Here is a 21,375-nt window from a genome sequence, read left to right as displayed (position 1 = left end):
CCAGAACAGTGCACTCCTGATAAATCACGTCGCTCATTTATGTGACTGCCCTGTGAATTTTTGAGGCCAAAACGCAAAAAAACCTGCACTTCGTCGGGGCGTTTGCACCTCTATCAGGCACGTTCGTACCGCTACAAACCGATTGTCGAACAATTTTGCCATCTGGCCTTTACCGCTCTAAGTTCTGGCCTAGACTCATTTTCTTGAGGCGAAACCGGTCGGTCACAAAGTGGAAAAATAGTCGAAACTTTTTCCAATCCCGATCGGTCCTCTGACAAGAAGGTGCGTTGCGACTGGTGCAATCCTTGCAATGGCTCATTCACCCCTTTTGCTTCGACGCATTGGGCAGCGCTTGCTCACTGATGCGTAGCGCGATTGCGCCCGGCCACAGCAATTGGCCATGAAACACCGTTTGCCAGACCTAAGAATTAGATCAACAACACGGGAGATTCATATGATCAGTACGGCTTTGGAAATACAGGGAGAGCGTGCTCATCAGGTCGGCGAATCGAGCGCCGTAACTGCCGCAAACACCCAACCCGTCGGCGTTCCTGGCACCAGGACGCTGACTCCGGCAGCCAACCAGAATCCCAACCGTAAAAAAGTGTTGTTCGTCACCTCGGAAATTGCCGACCTGGTGAAGACCGGTGGCCTGGGCGACGTTTCTGCAGCGCTGCCACGGGCCATGGCCCATCTGCACGATGTGCGGGTACTGATCCCGGGTTACCCGCAGGTGCTGAACAGCGAAAATCCGATCCATATCATTGGCGAGCTTGGCGGTCATGCTGCGCTGCCACCGTGCAAGATCGGGCGCATGGACATGCCCGACGGTCTGGTCATTTACGTACTGATTTGCCCCGAACTCTACGAGCGCGAAGGTTCGCCCTACGGCGCCAACAACGGCCGCGACTGGCCGGACAACCATATCCGTTTCGCCCGTCTGGGCCTGGCGGCGGCCGATATTGCCGCCAACCTCGCGCAGATCCATTGGTGCCCGGATCTGGTGCACGCCCACGACTGGCCGGCCGGCCTGGCCCCGGCCTACATGCACTGGCGTGGGCAGCGCACGCCGACGCTGTTCACCATTCACAACCTGGCCTATCAAGGTGTGACCAGCCTGGGCTCGTGCCCCGAACTGGGCATACCCCATCACGCGCTGCAACAGGAAGGCATGGAGTTCTACGGCAAGATGTCGTTCCTCAAGGCCGGCATGGCCTATTCGAGCCACATCACCACCGTCAGCGCGACCTACGCCCAGGAAATCACCACCCCGGATTTCGGCTGCGGCCTGGACGGTTTCCTCGCCGCCAAGACCCAGCAAGGCCTGCTCAGCGGCATTCCCAACGGCATCGATGAAAGCTGGGATGCGGCGACCGATCCGCACCTGTTCTGCCCGTTCAACATCGGCGACTGGGATGGCAAGGCCGTGAACGCCGCCCATGTCCGCGAGCTGTTCGGTCTGGAAGATTCCGAAGGGCCGCTGTTCGCCGTGGTTTCACGCCTGGTCTACCAGAAAGGCCTGGACCTGACCGAAGCGGTGTCCGAGTACATCGTCAAATCCGGCGGCCAGATCGCGATCATCGGCCGTGGCGAGCCGGAAGAGGAACAGTCGATGCGCCAGCTTGCCCTGCGCTTCCCCGGGCAGATCGGCGTACGCATCGGCTTCAACGAAACCGACGCCCGGCGCATGTTCGCCGGCAGCGACTTCCTGCTGATGCCTTCGCGTTACGAGCCATGCGGCCTGAGCCAGATGTACGCCCAGCGCTTCGGTTCGTTGCCGGTGGCGCGCAACACCGGTGGCCTGGCCGACACCATCGAAAACGGCGTGACCGGTTTCCTGTTCGATGAATCCACGGTGCAGAGCTACCAGGAAGCCCTGAGCCGCGCGTTCAAGGTGTTCGCCTTTCCCGACCTGCTGCACGCCATGCGCTGCCGGGCCATGGCGGCGCCGTTCAACTGGTGCAAGGCGGTCGAACCCTACGCCGAGCTCTACGAACAGCTTGTGGCTAAGGCATTGGGGAAATCGCACAAACAGTAAGAGGCTTTCAAGATGCCGTTACGGACCCTTGAGACCTGGCCCCACGGCGCAATCATGCTGGACGCAGAGCACACGCGATTCGCGTTGTGGGCGCCAGATGCGTTCTACGTCAGTGTCGAACTGGAAAATGGACAGTCCTTGCCGTTGCTGCCCCAGGCCGACGGCTGGTTCGTGAGCAACATCCGATGCGCGGCGGGCACGCGTTACCGCTACAGCATCGACGGCGAACTGGAAGTGCCCGACCCGGCCTCCCGCGCTCAGGCCGGCGATATCGACCGGCACAGCGTGGTGGTCGATCCGCTGGTCTATGCCTGGCAACACAGTGCCTGGCTGGGACGGCCATGGAACGAAGCGGTGATCTACGAACTGCATGTCGGTGCGCTCGGCGGCTTCAGCGCCGTCGAGCAGCATTTGGCGCGGCTGGTCGAACTGGGTGTCACCGCGATCGAACTGATGCCCGTCGCGCAGTTTCCCGGTGAGCGCAATTGGGGTTATGACGGCGTCCTGCCCTACGCGCCCCAGGCGTCATACGGCTCCCCCGAGCAGCTCAAGCACTTGATCGACACCGCCCACGGCCACGGCCTGGCGGTGATTCTCGACGTGGTCTACAACCACTTCGGCCCGGATGGCAATTACCTGCATCGTTATGCCAAGGGCTTTTTTCGCGAAGACAAACACACGCCGTGGGGCGCGGCCATCGACTTTCGCCGTCGCGAAGTACGGGACTTCTTCATCGAAAACGCCTTGATGTGGCTGCTGGAATACCGTTTCGACGGTTTGCGCCTGGACGCGGTGCACGCCATCGAAGACCCGGACTTCCTCCAGGAACTGGCACGACGGGTGCGCCAGCAGACCGGGCCGGCGCGGCATGTATGGCTGATGGTGGAGAACGAACACAACCAGGCCAGCCTGCTCGAACAGGGTTACGACGCGCAGTGGAACGATGACGGCCACAACGCCCTGCATGTATTGCTGACCGGGGAAACCGACGCCTATTACGCCGATTACGCGCAAAACCCCACCGAACAACTGGCGCGCTGCCTGAGCCAGGGTTTCGTGTTCCAGGGCCATCTCAACCGCCATGGTGTGGCGCGGGGTGAACCCAGCGGGCATCTGCCGCCCAGTGCATTCATTCTGTTTTTGCAGAACCATGACCAGATCGGCAACCGGGCCTTCGGCGAGCGCCTGCATCAACTCGCCCACCCGCAAGCGCTGCGGGCCGCCACGGTGCTGCTGCTGTTGTCGCCGATGATTCCGCTGCTGTTCATGGGCGACGAATTTGCGGTCGAGCAACCCTTCCTGTTTTTCACCAGCCATCATGGTGAATTGGCCAAGCAGGTTCGCGACGGCCGGCGCAGCGAGTTCGCGGCGCTCACCGCCTTTGCCGACCCGATCCTGCGCGAACACATTCCGGACCCGAATGATCCGCAGACGTTTGCAGCGTCCCGCCCGGTCCTGCCATCGACCGGCCATTGCGAGATGCACGACCTGTATTGCCGCCTGTTGCAGATCCGTCACCGGCACATCATCCCGCGCCTGCCGGGCGCCCAGGCACTGGGAACCGATGTGCTGGGCGAAGGCGCGGTCAGTGCATCCTGGCGCTTGGGCGATGGCAGCCAGCTGCGCATTGACCTGAACCTCAGCGCCAGGCCTGTAGTCCATACCTCACAGACCGATGCCATGCGCTTGTTCGAATACCCGCCACAGAACCCCGACCTGCCGGCTACAAACACTCTTGCCCCGTATTGCGCGCTCGTCAGCCTCGCCGCCGCAGTCCCCTTTGCTACCTCGTTTGGAGAGCGTCCATGAGTGATGCGCAACTGGAAATCCTGGCCAGCCGTGCCGGCCTCGCCGTCGACTGGATCGACGCCAACGGCCGCCCGCAAAAAGTCGCGCCGTCCGTGTTGCGCAACGTGCTGGCCGGCCTGGGCCACCCGGCCGGCAGTGCCCAGGAAATCGACGCCAGCCTGCTGGAACTGCAAGAGGCGCAACAGACCCATCACTTGCCGCCATTGATCACCGCCGATGCGGGGATGGGCCTGGACCTGGCGCGTTTTTTCGAGCCCGGGACCCCATGCGAAATCCACCTGGAGGACGGTTCGCGGCTCAACCTGAAACTGGACGACAACGCGGTTCTGCCGGGGCTGGTACCGGTCGGCTATCAACAGATCAGCATGGACGGACAAAACTTCACCCTGGCCGTGGCCCCTGCCCGTTGCTACAGCGTGGCCGATGCCGTGGACAACCCGATCCCCCGAGCCTGGGGCCTGAGCGTGCAGTTGTATGGACTGCGCCGCCCCGGCGACGGCGGGTTTGGTGACACCCAGGCGTTGGAGGACCTCGCCCGGGTAGCCGGCGAGCGTGGAGCCGAGGCGCTGGCGATCAGCCCGCTGCATGCGATGTTTGCCAGTGACACCCAACGCTACAGCCCGTATTCGCCGTCCAGCCGTTTGTTTCTCAACAGCCTTTACTGCGCCCCCGGCACCATTCTCGGCGAACGCGCGCTGCGTACCGCCATCGATGCAACCGGGCTGGCCATTGAACTCAAGGCGCTGGAAGAGCGTCCGCTGATTGACTGGCCGGCCGCCGCCGAAGCCAAGCATCGGCTGTTGCAGTCGCTGTACGAAGGTTTCGTCCAGGGTGAACACCCCTTGCACGAAGACTTCAGCAGCTTTCGTCACGCCGCTGGCGAAGCGCTGGAAAACCACTGCCGCTTCGAAGCCATCCAGGAGGCACGCGCCGCCCGGGGTGAACACCTCGACTGGCGGCAGTGGCCCGAACCCTGGCGCAACCCGCGCAGCGCCGAACTGGCGGCATTCGCCGAAGAGAATGCCGGGCGCATCGGCTTCTTCGCCTTCTGCCAGTGGCTGATCACGCGCTGCCTGGAGCGCGCGCAAACCGCCGCCCGCGCCAGCGGCATGAGTATCGGACTGATCGCCGACCTGGCCGTTGGCGCCGATGGCGGCGGGAGCCAGGCCTGGAGCCGTCAGGACGAACTGCTCGCGTCCCTCACCGTCGGCGCGCCACCGGATATTCTCAACCGCACCGGCCAGGGCTGGGGGATTTCCGCGTTCTCCCCTGAAGGCCTGGTGCGCAATGGTTTCCGGGCCTTCATCGAAATGTTGCGGGCCAACTTCGCCCACTGCGGCGGTTTGCGCATCGATCACGTCATGGGCTTGCAGCGTTTGTGGGTCATCCCCAACGGATCGCCGCCGGCCGACGGCGCTTACCTGTATTACCCCGTGGACGATCTGCTGCGTTTGCTGACCCTGGAATCCCATCGTCACCAGGCCATCGTCCTCGGCGAAGACCTCGGCACCGTGCCGGACGGCCTGCGGGAAAAACTCATCGCCCGTTCGATGCTGGGCATGCGGGTATTGCTGTTCGAACAGGACAACACGCACTTCAAGCCGATCCTCGACTGGCCGGACAACGCCCTGGCCACCACCAGCACCCATGACCTGCCGACCCTCAACGGCTGGTGGCATGGTCGCGATATCGACTGGAATGCCCGGCTCGGCATGGTCGATGCCAGCGGTGAAATCGAATGGCGCCAGCACCGCGAACGCGAGCGCGAAGGCCTGCGCCGGGCGTTGAGCCAGGACCCGCAGAACTTTCGCGAAGAGTCCCACGAAACCGACCAGGTGCTCGATGCCAGCGTGCGCTTCCTCGGTCATACCCGGGCACCCTTGGTGCTGCTGCCCCTGGAAGATGCCCTTGGCGTCGAACAGCAAGCCAACCTGCCCGGCACCACCGACACCCACCCCAACTGGTCGCGGCGCTTGCCCGGATACAGCGAAGCCCTGCTCGACGGAGCGGATGCCGCACGACGCCTGGAATTGCTCGCCTGCGCGCGGCTCCAGGCGGCCGAGCGTGATCGATGACCCAGGTGCCGACCCGACCACTGCGCGCCACCTTGCGCCTGCAATTTCACAAAGGCTTCACGCTCGAAGACGCGGTGCCACTAGTGCCGTATTTCGCCCGCCTCGGCATCAGCCATGTCTACGCCTCCCCGCTATTGCGCGCCCGCGCCGGGTCGATGCATGGCTACGACGTGGTGGATCCGACCAGGGTCAATCCGGAACTGGGCGGTGAGGCGGCGCTGAACAGTCTGGTCAGTGCTCTGCATGGGCACAACATGGGGTTGATCCTCGACGTTGTCTCCAACCATATGGCGGTCGGCGGCAACGATAATCCCTGGTGGCTGGATTTGCTGGAGTGGGGACGCCTGAGTCCTTACGGAGAGTTTTTCGATATCCAGTGGCACTCATCCGACCCGTTGATGGAAGGCCAGTTGCTCCTGCCGTTTCTGGGCAGCGACTACGGCGTCGCGTTGCAGGACGGCACCCTGCCCCTGCGATTCGATGCCTGGCACGGCACCTTCCATGTCGAGCACTACGAACACCGTTTCCCCATTTGCCCCAGCGATTACGGGGAGCTGCTCAGGACCGATGCACCGCTCGATACGCAACAGGCCGAACAACTTAAAAACCTGGCCGATCGCTTCAGCACCCTGAGCTACCAGACCGACGCCCACAGCCTGGCCCTGCCATTGAAAGCAGAACTTCGCGATCTGGTCAGCGATCCGGCCATTGCCCAAGCCATTGAGCAGCACCTGAACAACTACGCCTCACTGACCGGCGAAGGCTTCCAGCGCCTGCACAACCTGCTGGAACGCCAGAGCTATCGCCTTGCCAGCTGGCGCACCGCCGCCGATGACATCAACTGGCGGCGCTTCTTCGATATCAATGAGTTGGGCGGACTGCGCGTCGAGCGTCCCGCCGTGTTCGAAGCCACCCACGCGAAGATCTTCCAACTGGTGGCTCAAGGGCTGATCGACGGGTTGCGCATCGACCACATCGACGGCCTCGCCGACCCGCGGGGCTACTGCCGAAAACTGCGCCGCCGGGTCGACAGCCTGTCAGCGGGCCGCCACCTGCCCATCTATGTGGAAAAGATCCTCGGCGAAGGGGAAACCCTGCATCGCGACTGGTCGGTGGACGGCACCACCGGCTACGAATTCATGAACCAGTTGTCACTGTTGCAACAGGATCCACAGGGCGCGCAGACACTGGCCGAACTCTGGCATCGTCACAGCGAGCGGCCCGCCGACTTCTGCCAGGAAGCACAACTGGCCCGTCAACAAGTCCTCGGTGGTTCCCTGGCCGGAGATTTCGAAAGCGTCGCCCAGGCCCTGCTGCAAGTGGCCCGGGACAACCTCATGACCCGCGACCTGACCCTCGGCGCCATTCGCCGGGCCTTGCAGGCGCTGATCGTGCATTTCCCGGTGTACCGCACCTACATAGGCCCCCTTGGCCGTTCAGCCCGGGACGAGGCGTTTTTCCGCCAGGCCATGGACGGTGCCCGCCAAACCCTGGGCGAAGCGGACTGGCCGGTGCTCGACTGCCTGGCCGGCTGGCTCGGCGGTGAACCCTGGCGTTCGCGCCCGGCCGGGCGTGAACGCAAGCGTCTGAAGCACGCCTGCGTACGTTTCCAGCAACTGACCTCGCCGGCGGCGGCGAAATCGGTGGAAGACACCGCGCTCTATCGATCGGCCGTCCTGCTCTCGCGCAATGACGTTGGCTTCAACACCGAACAGTTCAGCGCACCGGCCGCCGACTTTCATCAGGCCTGCATCGAGCGCCTCGACACCTTCCCGGACAATCTGCTGGCCAGCGCCACCCACGACCACAAGCGCGGCGAAGATTCACGGGCGCGGCTGGCGGTACTGAGCGAGCGCAGCGCCTGGTACGTCGACCAGATCGGCCTGTGGCGCGCCCTCGCCCGGCCCTTGCGCAACGACGATCAAATGCCATCGTCGGGCGATGAAATGATTCTGTACCAGACGATTCTCGGCAGTTGGCCGCTGGAGTTGGGGATCGATCATCCGCCGTCCCTCGAGGACTACGCAAAACGTATCTGGCAGTGGCAACGCAAGGCCCTGCGTGAAGCCAAACTGCAAAGCAGCTGGAGCGCGCCCAATGACCCTTACGAGCAAGCGACAGAGGACTTCATCCAGCGCCTGTTGCTCAGCCCCGAAGGTGAGCTGTTGCGTACGGCCCTGGCCAAGGCTGCCCGTTCGATTGCCGCCCCCGGCGCACTCAATGGTTTGGCGCAAACCTTGCTGCGCATGACCGTGCCCGGCGTGCCGGATTTGTATCAGGGCAACGATTTCTGGGACTTCAGCCTGGTCGACCCGGACAACCGTCGTCCCGTGGATTACGCCAGCCGCCAGCAGGCGTTGCAGCAAGCGGTGGACCTGCCGGACTTGTTGCAGAACTGGCGTGACGGGCGCATCAAGCAAACCTTGATTGCGCGCACCCTGAGCCTGCGCGCCGAGCATGCCGAGCTGTTTCGGCGTGGCACCTACCAGGCCCTGGAAGTGGTGGGCAGCGAGGCCCATCGAGTGCTGGGATTTGTCCGTGAACGGGAGGGGAAACGCGCCATTGTGATTGTGCCGATACGTTGTGCCGATCTGCTGGAAAACGGTGCCGAACCACAGGTCCACGCGCCGCGGTGGGGCGAAACCCGGGTCAGACTGCCGTTCACCGTCCCTGACGAACATCTGCAGGGACTTTTTTCCGGCATCACAGTCACAAAACACAGGGAGCTGTTGATCAGCGCCGCGCTGGGGGATTTCCCGGTCAATCTCATTATTCAAACTACCTACACTTGAGTTCAGTTCAGGAGCATTGCGATGAGTACCGACGAAAAACGCATCCGCGAATTTGCCTATCAGATCTGGGAATCCGAAGGAAAACCCGAAGGCCAGGAAGCCCGCCACTGGGAGATGGCGTGCAAACTGGCGGACGCCGAAGCCCTGGCCCCGAAAAAACCGGCCAAGGCTGCCCCGAAAACCCCGGTCAGCAAAACGGCCAATGGCAAGGCTGGCGATGCCAAGGTCGCCGCGCCAAAAACCAAGGCCAAACCGGCAGCGGCTTCAAAAGTGATCCCGCCGGGGGAAAAGGCCGTCGAGAAAAAGCCCCGGGCTGCGCGAAAACCGCCAGCGGTTTGAGACTGTCCTGACAGGGCTTGTGAAGAGTCACCATGAATGTTGAGCCTTATGGCCTCATCGCGAGCAGGCTCGCTCCCACATGGGATCTGTGTCGTTCAGAAATTTGTGGCCCGTTCCCGATAAATGTGGGAGCGAGCCTGCTCGCGATGGCGGCGTGCCAGCCACCATAGGTTTTGAGTTTGCAGGAGTACCTATGACCAGTCCGAAGAAAGCCGCCGCGCCAGCCCCTCGTGCCGAAACCACACGAACCCGCGAAGGCCTGCCCTTTCCGCTGGGTGCCACCTGGGATGGACTGGGAGTCAACTTCGCCCTGTTTTCCGCCCACGCCACCAAGGTTGAACTGTGCCTGTTCGACGACGCCGGCGAAGTGGAACTCGAACGCATCGAACTGCCCGAATACACCGACGAGATTTACCACGGCTACCTGCCCGACGCCCATCCGGGGTTGGTTTATGGCTATCGCGTCTACGGTCCGTACGACCCGGCCAACGGCCATCGCTTCAACCCCAACAAACTGCTGATCGACCCCTACGCCAAACAACTGGTGGGCAAGTTGAAATGGTCCGAAGCGCTGTTCGGCTACACCATCGGCCACCCCGACGCCGACCTCAGCTTCGATGAGCGGGACAGCGCGCCCTTCGTGCCCAAATGCAAGGTCATCGACCCGGCGCACACCTGGGGCCACGATCATCGTGTCAGCGTGCCGTGGGACAGGACGATCATCTATGAAACCCATGTGCGCGGCTTCAGCATGCGTCACCCTGCCGTCCCCGAAAATCTGCGCGGCACCTTTGCCGGGTTGATGGTCGATGAAGTGGTCGAGCACATCCGCAAACTCGGTGTGTCGACCGTGGAGCTGCTGCCGATCCATGCGTTCGTCAACGACCAGCATTTGCTGCACAAGGGCATGACCAATTATTGGGGCTACAACAGCATTGCGTTCTTCGCCCCCGACCCGCGGTACCTGGCCAGTGGCAAGATTGCCGAATTCAAGGAAATGGTCGCGCACCTGCACGAAGCCAATCTGGAGGTGATCCTCGACGTGGTCTACAACCACACCGCCGAGGGCAACGAACAAGGCCCGACCCTGTCCATGCGCGGCATCGACAATGCGTCCTACTACCGCCTGATGCCCGAGGACAAACGCTTCTATATCAACGATTCCGGCACCGGCAACACCCTGGACCTGAGCCACCCGTGCGTGCTGCAAATGGTCACCGACTCCCTGCGCTACTGGGCCACGGAAATGCACGTCGACGGCTTTCGCTTCGACCTCGCAACCATCCTTGGGCGCTATCACGACGGTTTCGACGAACGCCACAGTTTCCTGGTGGCCTGCCGCCAGGACCCGGTACTGCGCCAGGTCAAACTGATCGCCGAGTCATGGGACTGCGGCCCCGGCGGTTATCAGGTCGGCAATTTTCCGCCGGGCTGGGTCGAGTGGAACGACAAGTTCCGCGACACCGTGCGCGCCTTCTGGAAAGGCGACGACGGGCAACTGGCGGACTTTGCCAACCGCCTGACCGCTTCGGGCGAAATGTTCAACCAACGTGGTCGGCGGCCTTACTCATCGGTCAATTTCGTCACCGCCCACGACGGTTTCACCCTCAACGACCTGGTGTCCTACAACGACAAACACAACGAAGCCAACGACGAAAACAATCAAGACGGCAGCAACAACAACCTGTCCTGGAACCACGGCGTCGAAGGCCCCTCCGACGATCCCGAGATCAACGCGCTGCGCCATCGGCAGATGCGCAATTTCTTCGCCACCCTGCTGCTGGCCCAAGGCACGCCGATGCTGGTGTCCGGCGACGAGTTCGCCCGCACCCAGGACGGCAACAACAATGCGTACTGCCAGGACAGCGAGACCGGCTGGGTCAACTGGGACCTCAGCGACGACGGCAAGGCCCTGCTCAAGTTCGTCAAACGCCTGATCAAATTGCGCCTGACCTACCCGGTCCTGCGGCGCGGGCGTTTCCTGGTGGGCAATTACAACGAGGACATCGGCGTCAAGGACGTGACCTGGCTGGCGCCGGACGGTACGGAAATGACCACCGAGCATTGGCACGATGCGCACAATCGATGCCTGGGCATGCTGCTCGATGGCCGCGCCCAGGAAACCGGCATTCGCCGCAAAGGCGTCGACGCGACATTGATGCTGGTGGTCAACGCACATCACGACATCGTCAATTTCCGGCTGCCTGAAGTGCCTGACGGCGGTTTCTGGACATGCATGATCGACACCAACCAACCGTCGATCCGCGGCCAGGAGCGCTTTGAGTTTGGCCACGAGTACTCGGTCACCGGCCGTTCGTTGCTGCTGTTCGAATTGCAGCATGAGGAAGAAGAGTAAAAGAGACGCCAGGTTTTCATAGCCGTAACACCGCAGGGCGGAAATATCATTGCGGATAACTTCACGACGCGACGAATAGCGTTACATGAGCAATACTCGATTCGCGGCAATCCAGGGTTTGGCTTGTCGCGCCGCTATCCACCAGCCATCAAGGGTCTGCCGGGCTTGTCCCATGCACGACTGAAGGCGACGCAGAACAAGGACGTATCCACCATGAAACCCGTTTCCCTGAGCGAAGTCAGCCTGCCCTCACAGATCTGGAACAGCGCTCCGCAACTGGACAGCATTCCGGTCATCAACACCCAATCCCTGGTACCCACCGGCGCACGCGCGGTGCTCATTGCCCCGCACCCCGGCGATGAAGTCGTGACCTGCGGCGGCCTGCTGCAATTGCTCAGTAACCTGGGCCACCCGCTGCAATTGATCTCGATCACCGACGGCAGCGCCAGCCATCCGGGGTCACAGCAGTGGTCGGAAAAACGCCTCAGCGTATTTCGTCCCCAGGAAAGCGTGGAAGCCATACGTCGACTCGGGTTGCCGATGCACAGCCTGAAGTGGATTCGTGGCGGGTTTACCGATAACGCGCTGGCGGAACAGGAAGATCAGATCGCCCGATTCATCACGCGCTACCTGCGCCCAGGTGATGTGGTGTTCAGCACCTGGCGCCAGGACGGCAATGTCGACCACGACACTGTTGGCCGCGCGAGCGCCAGGGCGGCGGCCAATATCGGGGCCACCTACAACGACGTACCGTTCTGGGCCTGGCACTGGCCGGCACGGGACCGGGAGCTGATTCCCTGGCACCGTGCCCGCAAGGTGCGCCTCGATACCTGGACCGTCGCCCGCAAGAGTCACGCCACCCACGCCTACGCCAGCCAACTGGACGGCGAACCGGCCATCGGCCTCGCGCCGTTGCTGCCCAGGCCGCTGCTGGAGCGTATCCGTTTGCCTTATGAAATTGTATTGGTATGAAATCTTCGATTATCGGTTCGGCGCAGCCCATCGGACTGAACTGCCTGTCGTTGCGTCAGTCGCATACATAAGCAACCCCGAGTCAGAGGAGTGTAAGTGGCCAGTCATTCAAAACCGCAAGCAGCCGAATCGACACCCTTGGACAGGCCTGCGGCGATTCATCGGCTTCGCGTGCTGACGGTCAACACCCATAAGGGTTTTACCGCACTCAACCGGCGCTTCATCCTTCCTGAATTGCGTGAAGCGGTGCGCAGTACGTCGGCAGACCTGGTGTTCCTGCAAGAAGTCGTCGGTGAGCACGACCGCCACTCCTCCCGCTACAACGATTGGCCACAAACCTCGCAATATGAATTCCTCGCCGACAGCATGTGGAGCGACTTCGCCTATGGGCGTAATGCCGTCTATCCCGACGGTCACCATGGCAATGCCCTGCTGTCGAAATATCCGATCCGCGAGTATCGAAACCTGGATGTTTCCATTACCGGCCCGGAACGCCGTGGCTTGCTGCACTGCGTGCTGGACGTGCCGGGGCATCGCGAAGTGCATGCGATCTGCGTTCACCTCAGCCTGCTGGAAAGCCATCGTCAGCTGCAATTGCAGTTGCTCTGTCAGCTCCTCGAGTCCCTGCCGGATGATGCGCCGGTGATCATTGCCGGCGACTTCAACGACTGGCAGATGCAGGGCAATGCCACCCTTGCCCGCCGCGACTACTTGCACGAAGCGTTCGAACGCCACCTGGGTCGTCCTGCCAAAACCTACCCCGCGCGGTTTCCCTTGCTGCGCCTGGACCGCGTCTACCTGCGCAACGCCAGCAGCCATGAGCCGCAAATACTGGGAAACAAGCCGTGGACGCACCTTTCAGACCATTTGCCGTTGGCGGTGGAAGTGCATCTCTGAATCACGGCCATTCATTGCCAGGTGTCGGCGTCGATAGCACCGGCCCCTTCGCGAGCAAGTCGAATCGTCGCACCGCCGCTCCCACACTGGATTGATGCCGTACTCAAAACCAGTGTGGGAGCGGGCTTGCTCGCGAATAGCAGCACCGCCGACCTCGGATCAGCCCTGCGGCCTTAACATCAACACCGCCAACGGCGGCAAATTCAGCACCAACGACAACGCCTGGCCATGGCTCGGCGTTTCCTCGGCAACCGCCCCGCCACTGTTGCCGTAGTTGGAACCGGCATAGATGGACGAGTCGCTGTTGAGCACCTCGTTCCACTGCCCGGCAAACGGCACCCCGACGCGATAAGCCTCGCGTGGCACGGGCGTAAAGTTGGCCACCACCAGCACTGGTTCGCCGTCCTTGCTCCAGCGCAACCACGCATAAACGCTGTTGATCGCGTCATCGCCGATCAGCCATTGGAAACCCTGCGGCACGTCGTCCTGCTCATGCAGCGCCGGCTCTTCGCGGTACAAGCGGTTGAGGTCGGCCACCAGCTTCTGCACCCCCTGGTGCTCGGGGTATTGCAACAGGTACCAGTCCAGTTGCTGGTCATGGTTCCACTCGCGCCACTGGCCGAACTCGCAGCCCATGAACAGCAGTTTCTTGCCCGGATGCGCCCACATGAAACTCAGGTAGGCCCGCAGGTTGGCGAATTTCTGCCAGCGGTCGCCGGGCATCTTGTCGATCAGCGAGTGTTTGCCGTGCACCACTTCATCGTGGGAGATCGGCAGGATGAAGCGCTCGGACCACGCATACACCAGGCCGAAACTCAGTTCGTTGTGGTGATGGGCGCGGTACACCGGGTCCTGCTGGATGTAATGCAGCGAGTCGTGCATCCAGCCCATGTTCCATTTGTAGGCAAAGCCCAGGCCGCCCTGTTGCGTGCCCTGGCTTACACCGGGCCATGCGGTGGATTCCTCGGCGATCACCAGCGCACCGGGCGCTTCGAGGGCCACCACGTCATTGAGGTGACGCAGGAAGTCGATGGCTTCCAGGTTCTCCCGCCCGCCATGGCGGTTGGGCACCCACTCGCCGGCCTTGCGCGAGTAGTCGCGGTAGAGCATCGAGGCCACTGCATCGACCCGCAGGCCGTCGACGTGGAAATGCTTGAGCCAGTGCAGCGCCGACGCCAGCATGTAACCATGCACTTCGGTGCGACCCAGGTTGTAGATCAGGGTGTCCCAGTCCTGATGGAAACCTTCCTGCGGGTTGCCGTACTCGTACAGCGCCGTGCCGTCGAACTGGGCCAGGCCGTGGGTATCGGTGGGGAAATGCGCCGGCACCCAATCGAGAATCACCCCGAGTTCGGCCTGGTGGCAGGCGTTGATGAACGCGGCGAACTCGTCCGGTGTGCCATACCGCGCACTCGGCGCGAATTGCGACAACAACTGATAACCCCACGAGCCGCCGAACGGGTGCTCCATGATCGGCATCAGTTCGATGTGGGTGAAACCGAGGTCTTTGACATAGGGAATCAGCCGCTCGGTCAACTCGGGCCAGGTGTACTGGCGGGCCACTTCGCCCAGATCGTCCAGCTCGCATTGCCACGAGCCGGCGTGCAATTCGTAGATCGACAACGGCGCCGTCACCTGCTGGCGGTCACCACGGGCCATCATCCAGTCTTGATCCTGCCAGTCGATGTTCAAGGGTGAAGCGACTTTCGAGGCGGTGTCCGGTGGCAGGCTGGTGGCCAACGCCACGGGATCGGCCTTCAACGGCAGGATGCCGTGGGCGCCGAGAATCTCGTATTTGTAGGTGTCCCCGGCTTGCAGGCGCGGGATGAACAATTCCCAGACGCCTGTGGGGTGACGCAGGCGCATCGGGTGCCGGCGCCCGTCCCAGACGTTGAAATCACCGACCACCGACACCCGCCGGGCATTTGGCGCCCACACGGCGAAACGCACGCCGTCGATGCCGTCTACGGTTTTCAGTTGCGCGCCCAGGCACCCGCTGAGGTCGCGGTGATTGCCTTCGGCAAACAGATACAAATCCATTTCACCCAACAACGGACCGAAGCTGTAAGGATCTTCTGCCGTTTGCTCGCCGCCGGCCCAACGGGTGCGCAGCAGATACGCTTGCGCACGTTCGAAATGCCCGACAAACAATCCCGGCGTCTCTGTGGCTTCCAGTTGGCCGAGCTCTTGTCCGGTATCCCTGGCCAGCACCTGCACACTCAAGGCACCCGGCAGATACGCGCGAATGAATTGCCCGCCAGCGCCATCAGCGTGGGGGCCAAGAATCGCAAAAGGATCGATATGCTCGGCGCGCACCAATGCGTCGATATCCCGCGCCCTGGGCAGCAGCGCTTCTTTGTGATGACCCTGTTCCTTGTTCGAGACACTCATGACTACTCTCCACCACGATCGGAAAAGGGTTTAAGCCCACTCAATAATCCATATAAACCGTGCAACGGCACGGGCAACCAGGCAGGGCGATTTTCCGCCTCATAAGCCACTTCATACGCCGCCTTCTCCAGACCGAACAACGCCAGCGCGGCATCCTCGCCTTCGGGATCTTGCCATGCATGGGCAAGACTAGCTGCCGCCAGCCGATAAGCGTCGACAAATGCTTGCCGCGCCTCGCTCAAGTAGCGATCGGTGACCCGCAAGCGCGCGGCATCGGCCGCTGCGGTGTTATCGACGCTCTGCACGTTGATCGCCATCGCCGCCGCATAGTCGAAGGACCGCAGCACGCCGCTGACATCCTTGTACGGGCTGTGTTTGCCCCGTCGTTCATGCAATGGCCGGGCCGGTTCGCCTTCGAAGTCGATCAGGTAGGCATCGCCCTTGATCACCAGCACCTGCCCCAGGTGCAGGTCGCCGTGCACACGAATGCGCAAGCCGCCCGCGGTCTTTTTGCCCAACGCCTGTACATGGCCGAGGATGGCTTTCTTGTTGTCCAGTAAACGGCCGACCAGGGTCTGGTCCGCCGGGTCAAGTTGATTTTTATGCTGCTTGAGCAAGTTCAGCGCGCGCTCGATTTGCGCCGCGACATCCTTGGCCGAGGCCAGCGCTTCCTTCTGCGTAGTGACCTGGGGCAAGAAGTCCGGGTTGGCACTCGGCGCCGCCAGCACCTGGTGCATTTCCCCCAGACGCTGACCAAGCATAGCGGCGAAATCTTTCAGTTCGCCGAGCGCGTTGTAATGCTGTTCCTGCTCGGACACGGCGTCGGCCAGTTCATCACGAAGCGCCCGTTCGAGGTTGTTCTGGGTCCATTCCCAGGCGTCGCCCTGATTGCTCAGGTAGCCTTGGGCGATCATCAGCAAATTATCTTCACCCGCCCCGTCCCGGCGCACCACGGCCCCCAGCAATGGTGAAATGTTGCTGAACCCGGCTTGCGTCAGGTACGCGCTCATTTCCAGCTCAGGGTGCACGCCGCAGGCGACCTTGCGGATCAGCTTCAGCACCAGGCTGTTGCCGATCACCACCGAGCTGTTGGACTGTTCGGCGGACAGGTAACGCACCGGCGACTCGGCATTGAGGCCGAGTTTTTCCAGTTCGGCGGTGGACTCGAAGCGAATGTCGCCATCGCTGGAGGCCAATACGGTGCCGGCCTGAATGCCCTGCAATACGGCATGCACAAAGGTGTCCAGGCTGAAGGCATCGGTGATCAGGCCGACCTGGCGCCCACGCCGTACCCGCGACAATGCCAATTGCTGCGGCAAGGGAGTACCGACCTGATCTTCCGAGATAAAACCGAACGGCAACTGGTAGCGGCTGCTCTGGCCACCGCTGGTGACATTGATCTCGCTGAACAGCACCGGGTGCTGCGGATCGCCGAATCGCACGCCATAGGCCAGTTCGACCTGTTCGATGGTGGCGTCCTTACCTGCGAACCAGCGGCGGTTCTGCAACCAGTTGGGCAGGATGCCTTGCACCAGCGTGGTGCGTGACGGCGCTTCGAGCAGTTCCTCCATGCGTTTTTTCAGTACCAGCGTGGTGAAGTCCGGCAGGCTCTGTGCAGGCTCCACGTGCCAGCTCGGCATCTGGTTTTCCGCGGCGAGGCCGAACCAGTAGAAGCCGTAAGGCGCCAGCGTCAGGAGGAAGTTCAGCTGGCCGATGGGGGGGAATGCGTTACCCCCGAGCATCTCCACCGGCACCATGCCGACGTAGGCCGACAGATCGAGCTCGGCGGCCTGGGCGCTGCGCGACACGTTGGCCACGCACAGGATGATTTCGTGCTTACCGTCCGCCCCGGTGTATTCACGGGTGTAGGCCAGAATCCGCCGGTTGCTCGGCGACAGCATCTTCAACGTACCACGCCCGAAGGCCTTGGATTGCTTGCGCACGGCGAGCATGCGCCGGGTCCAGTTCAATAGCGAATGCGGGTCGCCAGCCTGGGTTTCGACGTTGACCGACAGGTAGCCGTACTGCGGGTCCATGATCGGCGGCAGCACCAGACTCGCCGGGTCGGCTCGGGAGAAACCGCCGTTGCGGTCGATGGACCATTGCATGGGCGTGCGCACACCGTCGCGGTCGCCGAGGTAGATGTTGTCGCCCATGCCGATCTCATCGCCGTAATACAAGGTCGGCGTACCGGGCATGGACAGCAGCAGGCTGTTGAGCAGCTCGACCCGACGGCGGTCGCGTTCCATCAGCGGCGCCAGACGCCGGCGAATTCCCAGGTTGATCCGCGCCCGGCGGTCGGCGGCATAGTAATTCCACAGGTAATCGCGTTCCTTGTCGGTGACCATCTCCAGGGTCAGCTCATCGTGGTTGCGCAGGAAGATCGCCCATTGGCAGTTGGCGGGTATATCCGGGGTCTGGCGCAGAATGTCGGTAATCGGGAAACGATCTTCCTGGGCCAGCGCCATATACATGCGCGGCATCAACGGGAAGTGAAAGGCCATGTGGCATTCATCGCCGTTCAGGCCTTTCTTGTCGGTGTCGCCGAAGTACAGCTGAGTATCCTCCGGCCACTGATTGGCCTCGGCCAGCAACATGCGGTCGGGGTAGTTGGCGTCGATTTCCGCGCGGATCTTTTTCAGGACGTCGTGGGTTTCCGGCAAGTTCTCATTGTTGGTGCCGTCGCGCTCGATCAGGTAGGGAATCGCGTCCAGGCGCAAGCCGTCGATGCCCATGTCGAGCCAGTAACGCATCACCGACAGCACCGCTTTCATGACTTGCGGATTATCGAAGTTCAGGTCCGGTTGATGGGAGTAAAAACGGTGCCAGAAGTATTGGCCGGCGACCGGGTCCCAGGTCCAGTTGGACTTCTCTGTATCGAGAAAAATGATGCGGGTGCCATCGTATTTTTGATCGTCATCGGACCACACGTAGAAGTCCCGCGCCGCCGATCCGGGTTTGGCCTTGCGCGCTCGCTGGAACCACGGGTGCTGGTCGGAGGTGTGGTTGATGACCAGTTCGGTGATCACCCGCAGGCCGCGTTTGTGCGCCTCGGCAATGAAACGCCTGGCATCGGCCATGGTGCCGTAGTCGCTGTGTACGCCCCGGTATTCGGCGATGTCGTAGCCGTCATCGCGCCGTGGCGAGGGATAGAACGGCAACAGCCAGATGGTGTTGACGCCCAGGTCGGCGATGTAATCGAGCTTGGCGATGAGGCCGGGAAAGTCGCCAATCCCGTCGTTGTTGGAGTCGAAGTACGATTTGACGTGGACTTGATAGATCACCGCGTCCTTGTACCAGAGCGGGTCCTTGATGAACGTGGCTGCCTTGGGTTTCTTCGCCATGTGCAACTCCTGGTGAATTCGAAAGTTCCGCCGGGCTGGTCACTCGAGTCAAACGCAATGAGGTCTACGTGGGAGCGAGCTTGCTCGCGATGACAATTGAATATTCAATAAAGAGGTTGCCCACAAAATTGCTATCGCGAGCAAGCTCGCTCCCACAGGTTTTGCGTTTAAACAGTTATCCTCCAAATCCCGAACGGCTGGTAAGCCGGGTCGATCCGCATGAACTGCTGCTTGCCGTGCCAGGTCCAGCGATGACCATTCATCAAATCTTCGCCCTGGGTGCTGGCGTAGTCAGGCAAGCCCATGTCCCACAACGGCAACTCGAAGTTCGCTTCCTGCACGTTGTGCGGATCGAGACTGACCGCCACCAGAATGAAATTGCCCCCATCGGCGCTGCGCTTGCCGAAGTACAGGATGTTGTCGTTCCAGGCGTTGTAGACCTTCAGGCCCAGATGCGTGTGCAACGCCGGGTTCTGCCGTCGGATGCGGTTGAGCTGGGCGATCTCGGCAATGATGTTGCCCGGCGCGTTGAAGTCCCGCGGGCGGATCTCATACTTCTCGGAATCGAGGTATTCCTCCTTACCCGGTACCGGAGCCGACTCGCACAACTCGAAACCCGAATACATGCCCCACAGGCCCGAGCCCATGGTCGCCAGCACGGCGCGAATGAGAAACCCGGGACGCCCGGATTCGTGGAGGAACGCCGGGTTGATGTCCGGTGTATTGACGAAGAAATTCGGCCGGTAGCATTCTCGCCACGGCGACTCGTTGAGTTCGGTGAAGTAGGTCGCCAGTTCGGCCTTGGTGTTGCGCCAGGTGAAATAGGTGTAGCTCTGGGAGTAACCGACCTTGCCCAGGCGCGCCATCATTGCCGGGGTGGTAAAGGCTTCGGCGAGGAAGATCACCTCGGGGTACAGCGCCCGTACATCGGCGATCAGCCATTGCCAGAACGGCAACGGCTTGGTGTGCGGATTATCGACGCGAAAGATCTTCACGCCCTCCTCGACCCAGCCCACCACGATGTCGCGCAATTCCACCCACAGGCTCGGAATCGCCTCGGGGGCATAGAAGTCGACGTTGACGATGTCCTGGTATTTCTTCGGTGGGTTCTCGGCATATTTGATCGTACCGTCCGGCCGCCAGTTGAACCAGCCGGGGTGTTGCTTGAGCCACGGATGGTCCTGGGAACACTGGATGGCAAAATCCAGGGCGATTTCCAGGCCATGGGCCGCGGCGGCCGCCACCAGTCGGCGGAAGTCTTCGCGGGTACCCAATTGCGAGTGAATCGCCTCGTGCCCGCCTTCTTCGCCACCAATCGCATAGGGGCTGCCCGGATCATCGGGACCCGCCGTCAGCGAGTTGTTCGGGCCTTTGCGGTAGCTGCGCCCGATCGGGTGGATCGGCGGGAAATACAGCACATCGAAACCCATGTCCTGGATCATCGCCAGCCGCGTATGCACGTCATTGAAGGTGCCATGGCGCCTCGGGCTGTCGGTGATCGAGCGCGGGAACAATTCATACCAACTGGCGAACTGCGCCAGTTCGCGCTCGACATCCACCGGGTACTCCGGGCTCAGGCTCAGGTAGGCGCGATGATTGACGCGGGCCATGAGGTCGGCGCTACGCGGGTGCAAAAACAGTGCGACCTGCTCGGTTTCGAGCAGTCCTGACAGTTCATGGTGCAAGGCCGCCAGTTGCTCGCTGAGTAGCCCTTCGCTACGTTCGGCGGCCTGCTGGACATGAATCCGCCCTTCCTGCAATTCCAGACTGACGGGCACTGCCGCCGCATGCTTCTTTTCCAGCTCATGGCAAAAACTGGCGAACTGATCGATCCAGGCTTCGATACAGAACAGATAACGGCCCTGGCTGTCGACCCGGAACTGCCCTTGCCAGCCGTTATTGCCCAGGTCTTTCATGGCTGCGCTTTGCCAGGCGTCCTCGTCCTCGGCCCGCCAGCGCACGCGCACCGCCAGTTTGTCATGCCCGTCGGCGAAGACCTTGGCCGTCACCACCACGTCCTGCCCCACCACGGCCTTGACGGCGAATTGTCCGCCTTCAAGGATCGGCATGATGTTTTCAATGACGATACGCGGCAGCAACAACGCCTGCGACAGCGGCATGTGCGGGTTGTAGCTCAACTCAGTCGGTTTTTCAGCCGTCATCGAGCCTCTCTCCTTACGCCCCATGGACGCGCTTGTGTCTGGTCGCCACCCCGCCGGGCAATCCGCCCCGGGATGCACTCACTTAGGTTCCGAGCGACAGCCGCCGGGAAAGTTTCATCGGCAATTCCCGGAATCAAGTCCTTCGCGCCGCGGTCAACCCATCAGTCCACCTACTTAAGCACGACTCACGCCATGTGCCA

General features: G+C 61.8%; 11 protein-coding genes. 8 read left to right on the top strand and 3 right to left on the bottom strand.

The window, feature by feature from the left end:
- The first annotated feature begins 454 nt into the window (after window positions 1–454).
- The 8 genes from glgA (at window position 455) to KGA98_RS09875 (ending at window position 13,278) form a co-directional block, all read left to right on the top strand.
- A complete protein-coding gene (glgA, locus tag KGA98_RS09910; protein WP_223502220.1) occupies window positions 455–2,038 on the top strand; it encodes a glycogen synthase GlgA in 1,584 nt (527 codons plus the stop codon).
- A gap of 12 nt (window positions 2,039–2,050) precedes the next feature.
- Window positions 2,051–3,847, top strand: coding sequence for a malto-oligosyltrehalose trehalohydrolase (treZ, locus tag KGA98_RS09905; RefSeq protein WP_223502219.1), 1,797 nt, complete (start codon window positions 2,051–2,053; stop codon window positions 3,845–3,847).
- Window positions 3,844–5,922, top strand: a complete 2,079-nt coding sequence (gene malQ, locus KGA98_RS09900; protein WP_223502218.1) for a 4-alpha-glucanotransferase — start codon at window positions 3,844–3,846, stop codon at window positions 5,920–5,922. Before treZ ends, malQ begins: the two co-directional genes overlap by 4 nt.
- The gene (locus tag KGA98_RS09895) at window positions 5,919–8,714 is read left to right on the top strand and encodes a malto-oligosyltrehalose synthase (protein ID WP_223502217.1); all 2,796 of its coding nucleotides are present in this window, start codon (window positions 5,919–5,921) and stop codon (window positions 8,712–8,714) included. Before malQ ends, KGA98_RS09895 begins: the two co-directional genes overlap by 4 nt.
- Before the next feature lie 21 nt (window positions 8,715–8,735).
- Complete coding sequence (locus KGA98_RS09890) at window positions 8,736–9,053, top strand: DUF2934 domain-containing protein (RefSeq protein ID WP_223502216.1); 318 nt, start codon at window positions 8,736–8,738, stop codon at window positions 9,051–9,053.
- Window positions 9,054–9,246: 193 nt separating this feature from the next.
- On the top strand, window positions 9,247–11,409 hold the full coding sequence (glgX, locus tag KGA98_RS09885) for a glycogen debranching protein GlgX (protein WP_223502215.1): 2,163 nt from the start codon (window positions 9,247–9,249) through the stop codon (window positions 11,407–11,409).
- Window positions 11,410–11,622: 213 nt separating this feature from the next.
- Complete coding sequence (locus KGA98_RS09880) at window positions 11,623–12,381, top strand: PIG-L deacetylase family protein (RefSeq protein ID WP_150813236.1); 759 nt, start codon at window positions 11,623–11,625, stop codon at window positions 12,379–12,381.
- Window positions 12,382–12,477: 96 nt separating this feature from the next.
- On the top strand, window positions 12,478–13,278 hold the full coding sequence (locus KGA98_RS09875; protein ID WP_223502214.1) for an endonuclease/exonuclease/phosphatase family protein: 801 nt from the start codon (window positions 12,478–12,480) through the stop codon (window positions 13,276–13,278).
- 159 nt (window positions 13,279–13,437) lie between these two features.
- Here KGA98_RS09875 and glgB read toward each other — a convergent pair whose 3' ends face one another.
- The 3 genes from glgB to KGA98_RS09860 all read right to left on the bottom strand — a co-directional run bounded on the left by glgB (window position 13,438) and on the right by KGA98_RS09860 (window position 21,175).
- Window positions 13,438–15,669: a 1,4-alpha-glucan branching protein GlgB gene (gene glgB, locus KGA98_RS09870; protein WP_223502213.1), complete on the bottom strand. Its 2,232-nt coding sequence runs from the start codon at window positions 15,667–15,669 to the stop codon at window positions 13,438–13,440.
- A 2-nt stretch (window positions 15,670–15,671) separates the two neighbouring features.
- Complete coding sequence (gene treS, locus KGA98_RS09865; RefSeq protein ID WP_223502212.1) at window positions 15,672–19,013, bottom strand: maltose alpha-D-glucosyltransferase; 3,342 nt, start codon at window positions 19,011–19,013, stop codon at window positions 15,672–15,674.
- Between the two features lie 167 nt (window positions 19,014–19,180).
- A complete protein-coding gene (locus tag KGA98_RS09860; protein ID WP_223502211.1) occupies window positions 19,181–21,175 on the bottom strand; it encodes an alpha-1,4-glucan--maltose-1-phosphate maltosyltransferase in 1,995 nt (664 codons plus the stop codon).
- Between the last annotated feature and the right edge of the window lie 200 nt (window positions 21,176–21,375).

The organism is Pseudomonas sp. BF-R-24 (assembly GCF_019947335.1).
GTDB lineage: Bacteria > Pseudomonadota > Gammaproteobacteria > Pseudomonadales > Pseudomonadaceae > Aquipseudomonas > Aquipseudomonas jessenii.
The sequence above is the reverse complement of the archived record's forward strand: the minus strand, read 5'-3'. Positions and strand labels throughout refer to the sequence as shown.

Coding starts and splice junctions, on each gene's coding strand:
- KGA98_RS09880 (WP_150813236.1), top strand. CDS start 11,623: ATGAAACCCGTTTCCCTGAGCGAAGTCAGCCTGCCCTCACAGATCTGG.
- treS (WP_223502212.1), bottom strand. CDS start 19,013: ATGGCGAAGAAACCCAAGGCAGCCACGTTCATCAAGGACCCGCTCTGG.
- glgX (WP_223502215.1), top strand. CDS start 9,247: ATGACCAGTCCGAAGAAAGCCGCCGCGCCAGCCCCTCGTGCCGAAACC.
- KGA98_RS09890 (WP_223502216.1), top strand. CDS start 8,736: ATGAGTACCGACGAAAAACGCATCCGCGAATTTGCCTATCAGATCTGG.
- glgA (WP_223502220.1), top strand. CDS start 455: ATGATCAGTACGGCTTTGGAAATACAGGGAGAGCGTGCTCATCAGGTC.
- glgB (WP_223502213.1), bottom strand. CDS start 15,669: ATGAGTGTCTCGAACAAGGAACAGGGTCATCACAAAGAAGCGCTGCTG.
- treZ (WP_223502219.1), top strand. CDS start 2,051: ATGCCGTTACGGACCCTTGAGACCTGGCCCCACGGCGCAATCATGCTG.
- KGA98_RS09860 (WP_223502211.1), bottom strand. CDS start 21,175: ATGACGGCTGAAAAACCGACTGAGTTGAGCTACAACCCGCACATGCCG.
- malQ (WP_223502218.1), top strand. CDS start 3,844: ATGAGTGATGCGCAACTGGAAATCCTGGCCAGCCGTGCCGGCCTCGCC.
- KGA98_RS09895 (WP_223502217.1), top strand. CDS start 5,919: ATGACCCAGGTGCCGACCCGACCACTGCGCGCCACCTTGCGCCTGCAA.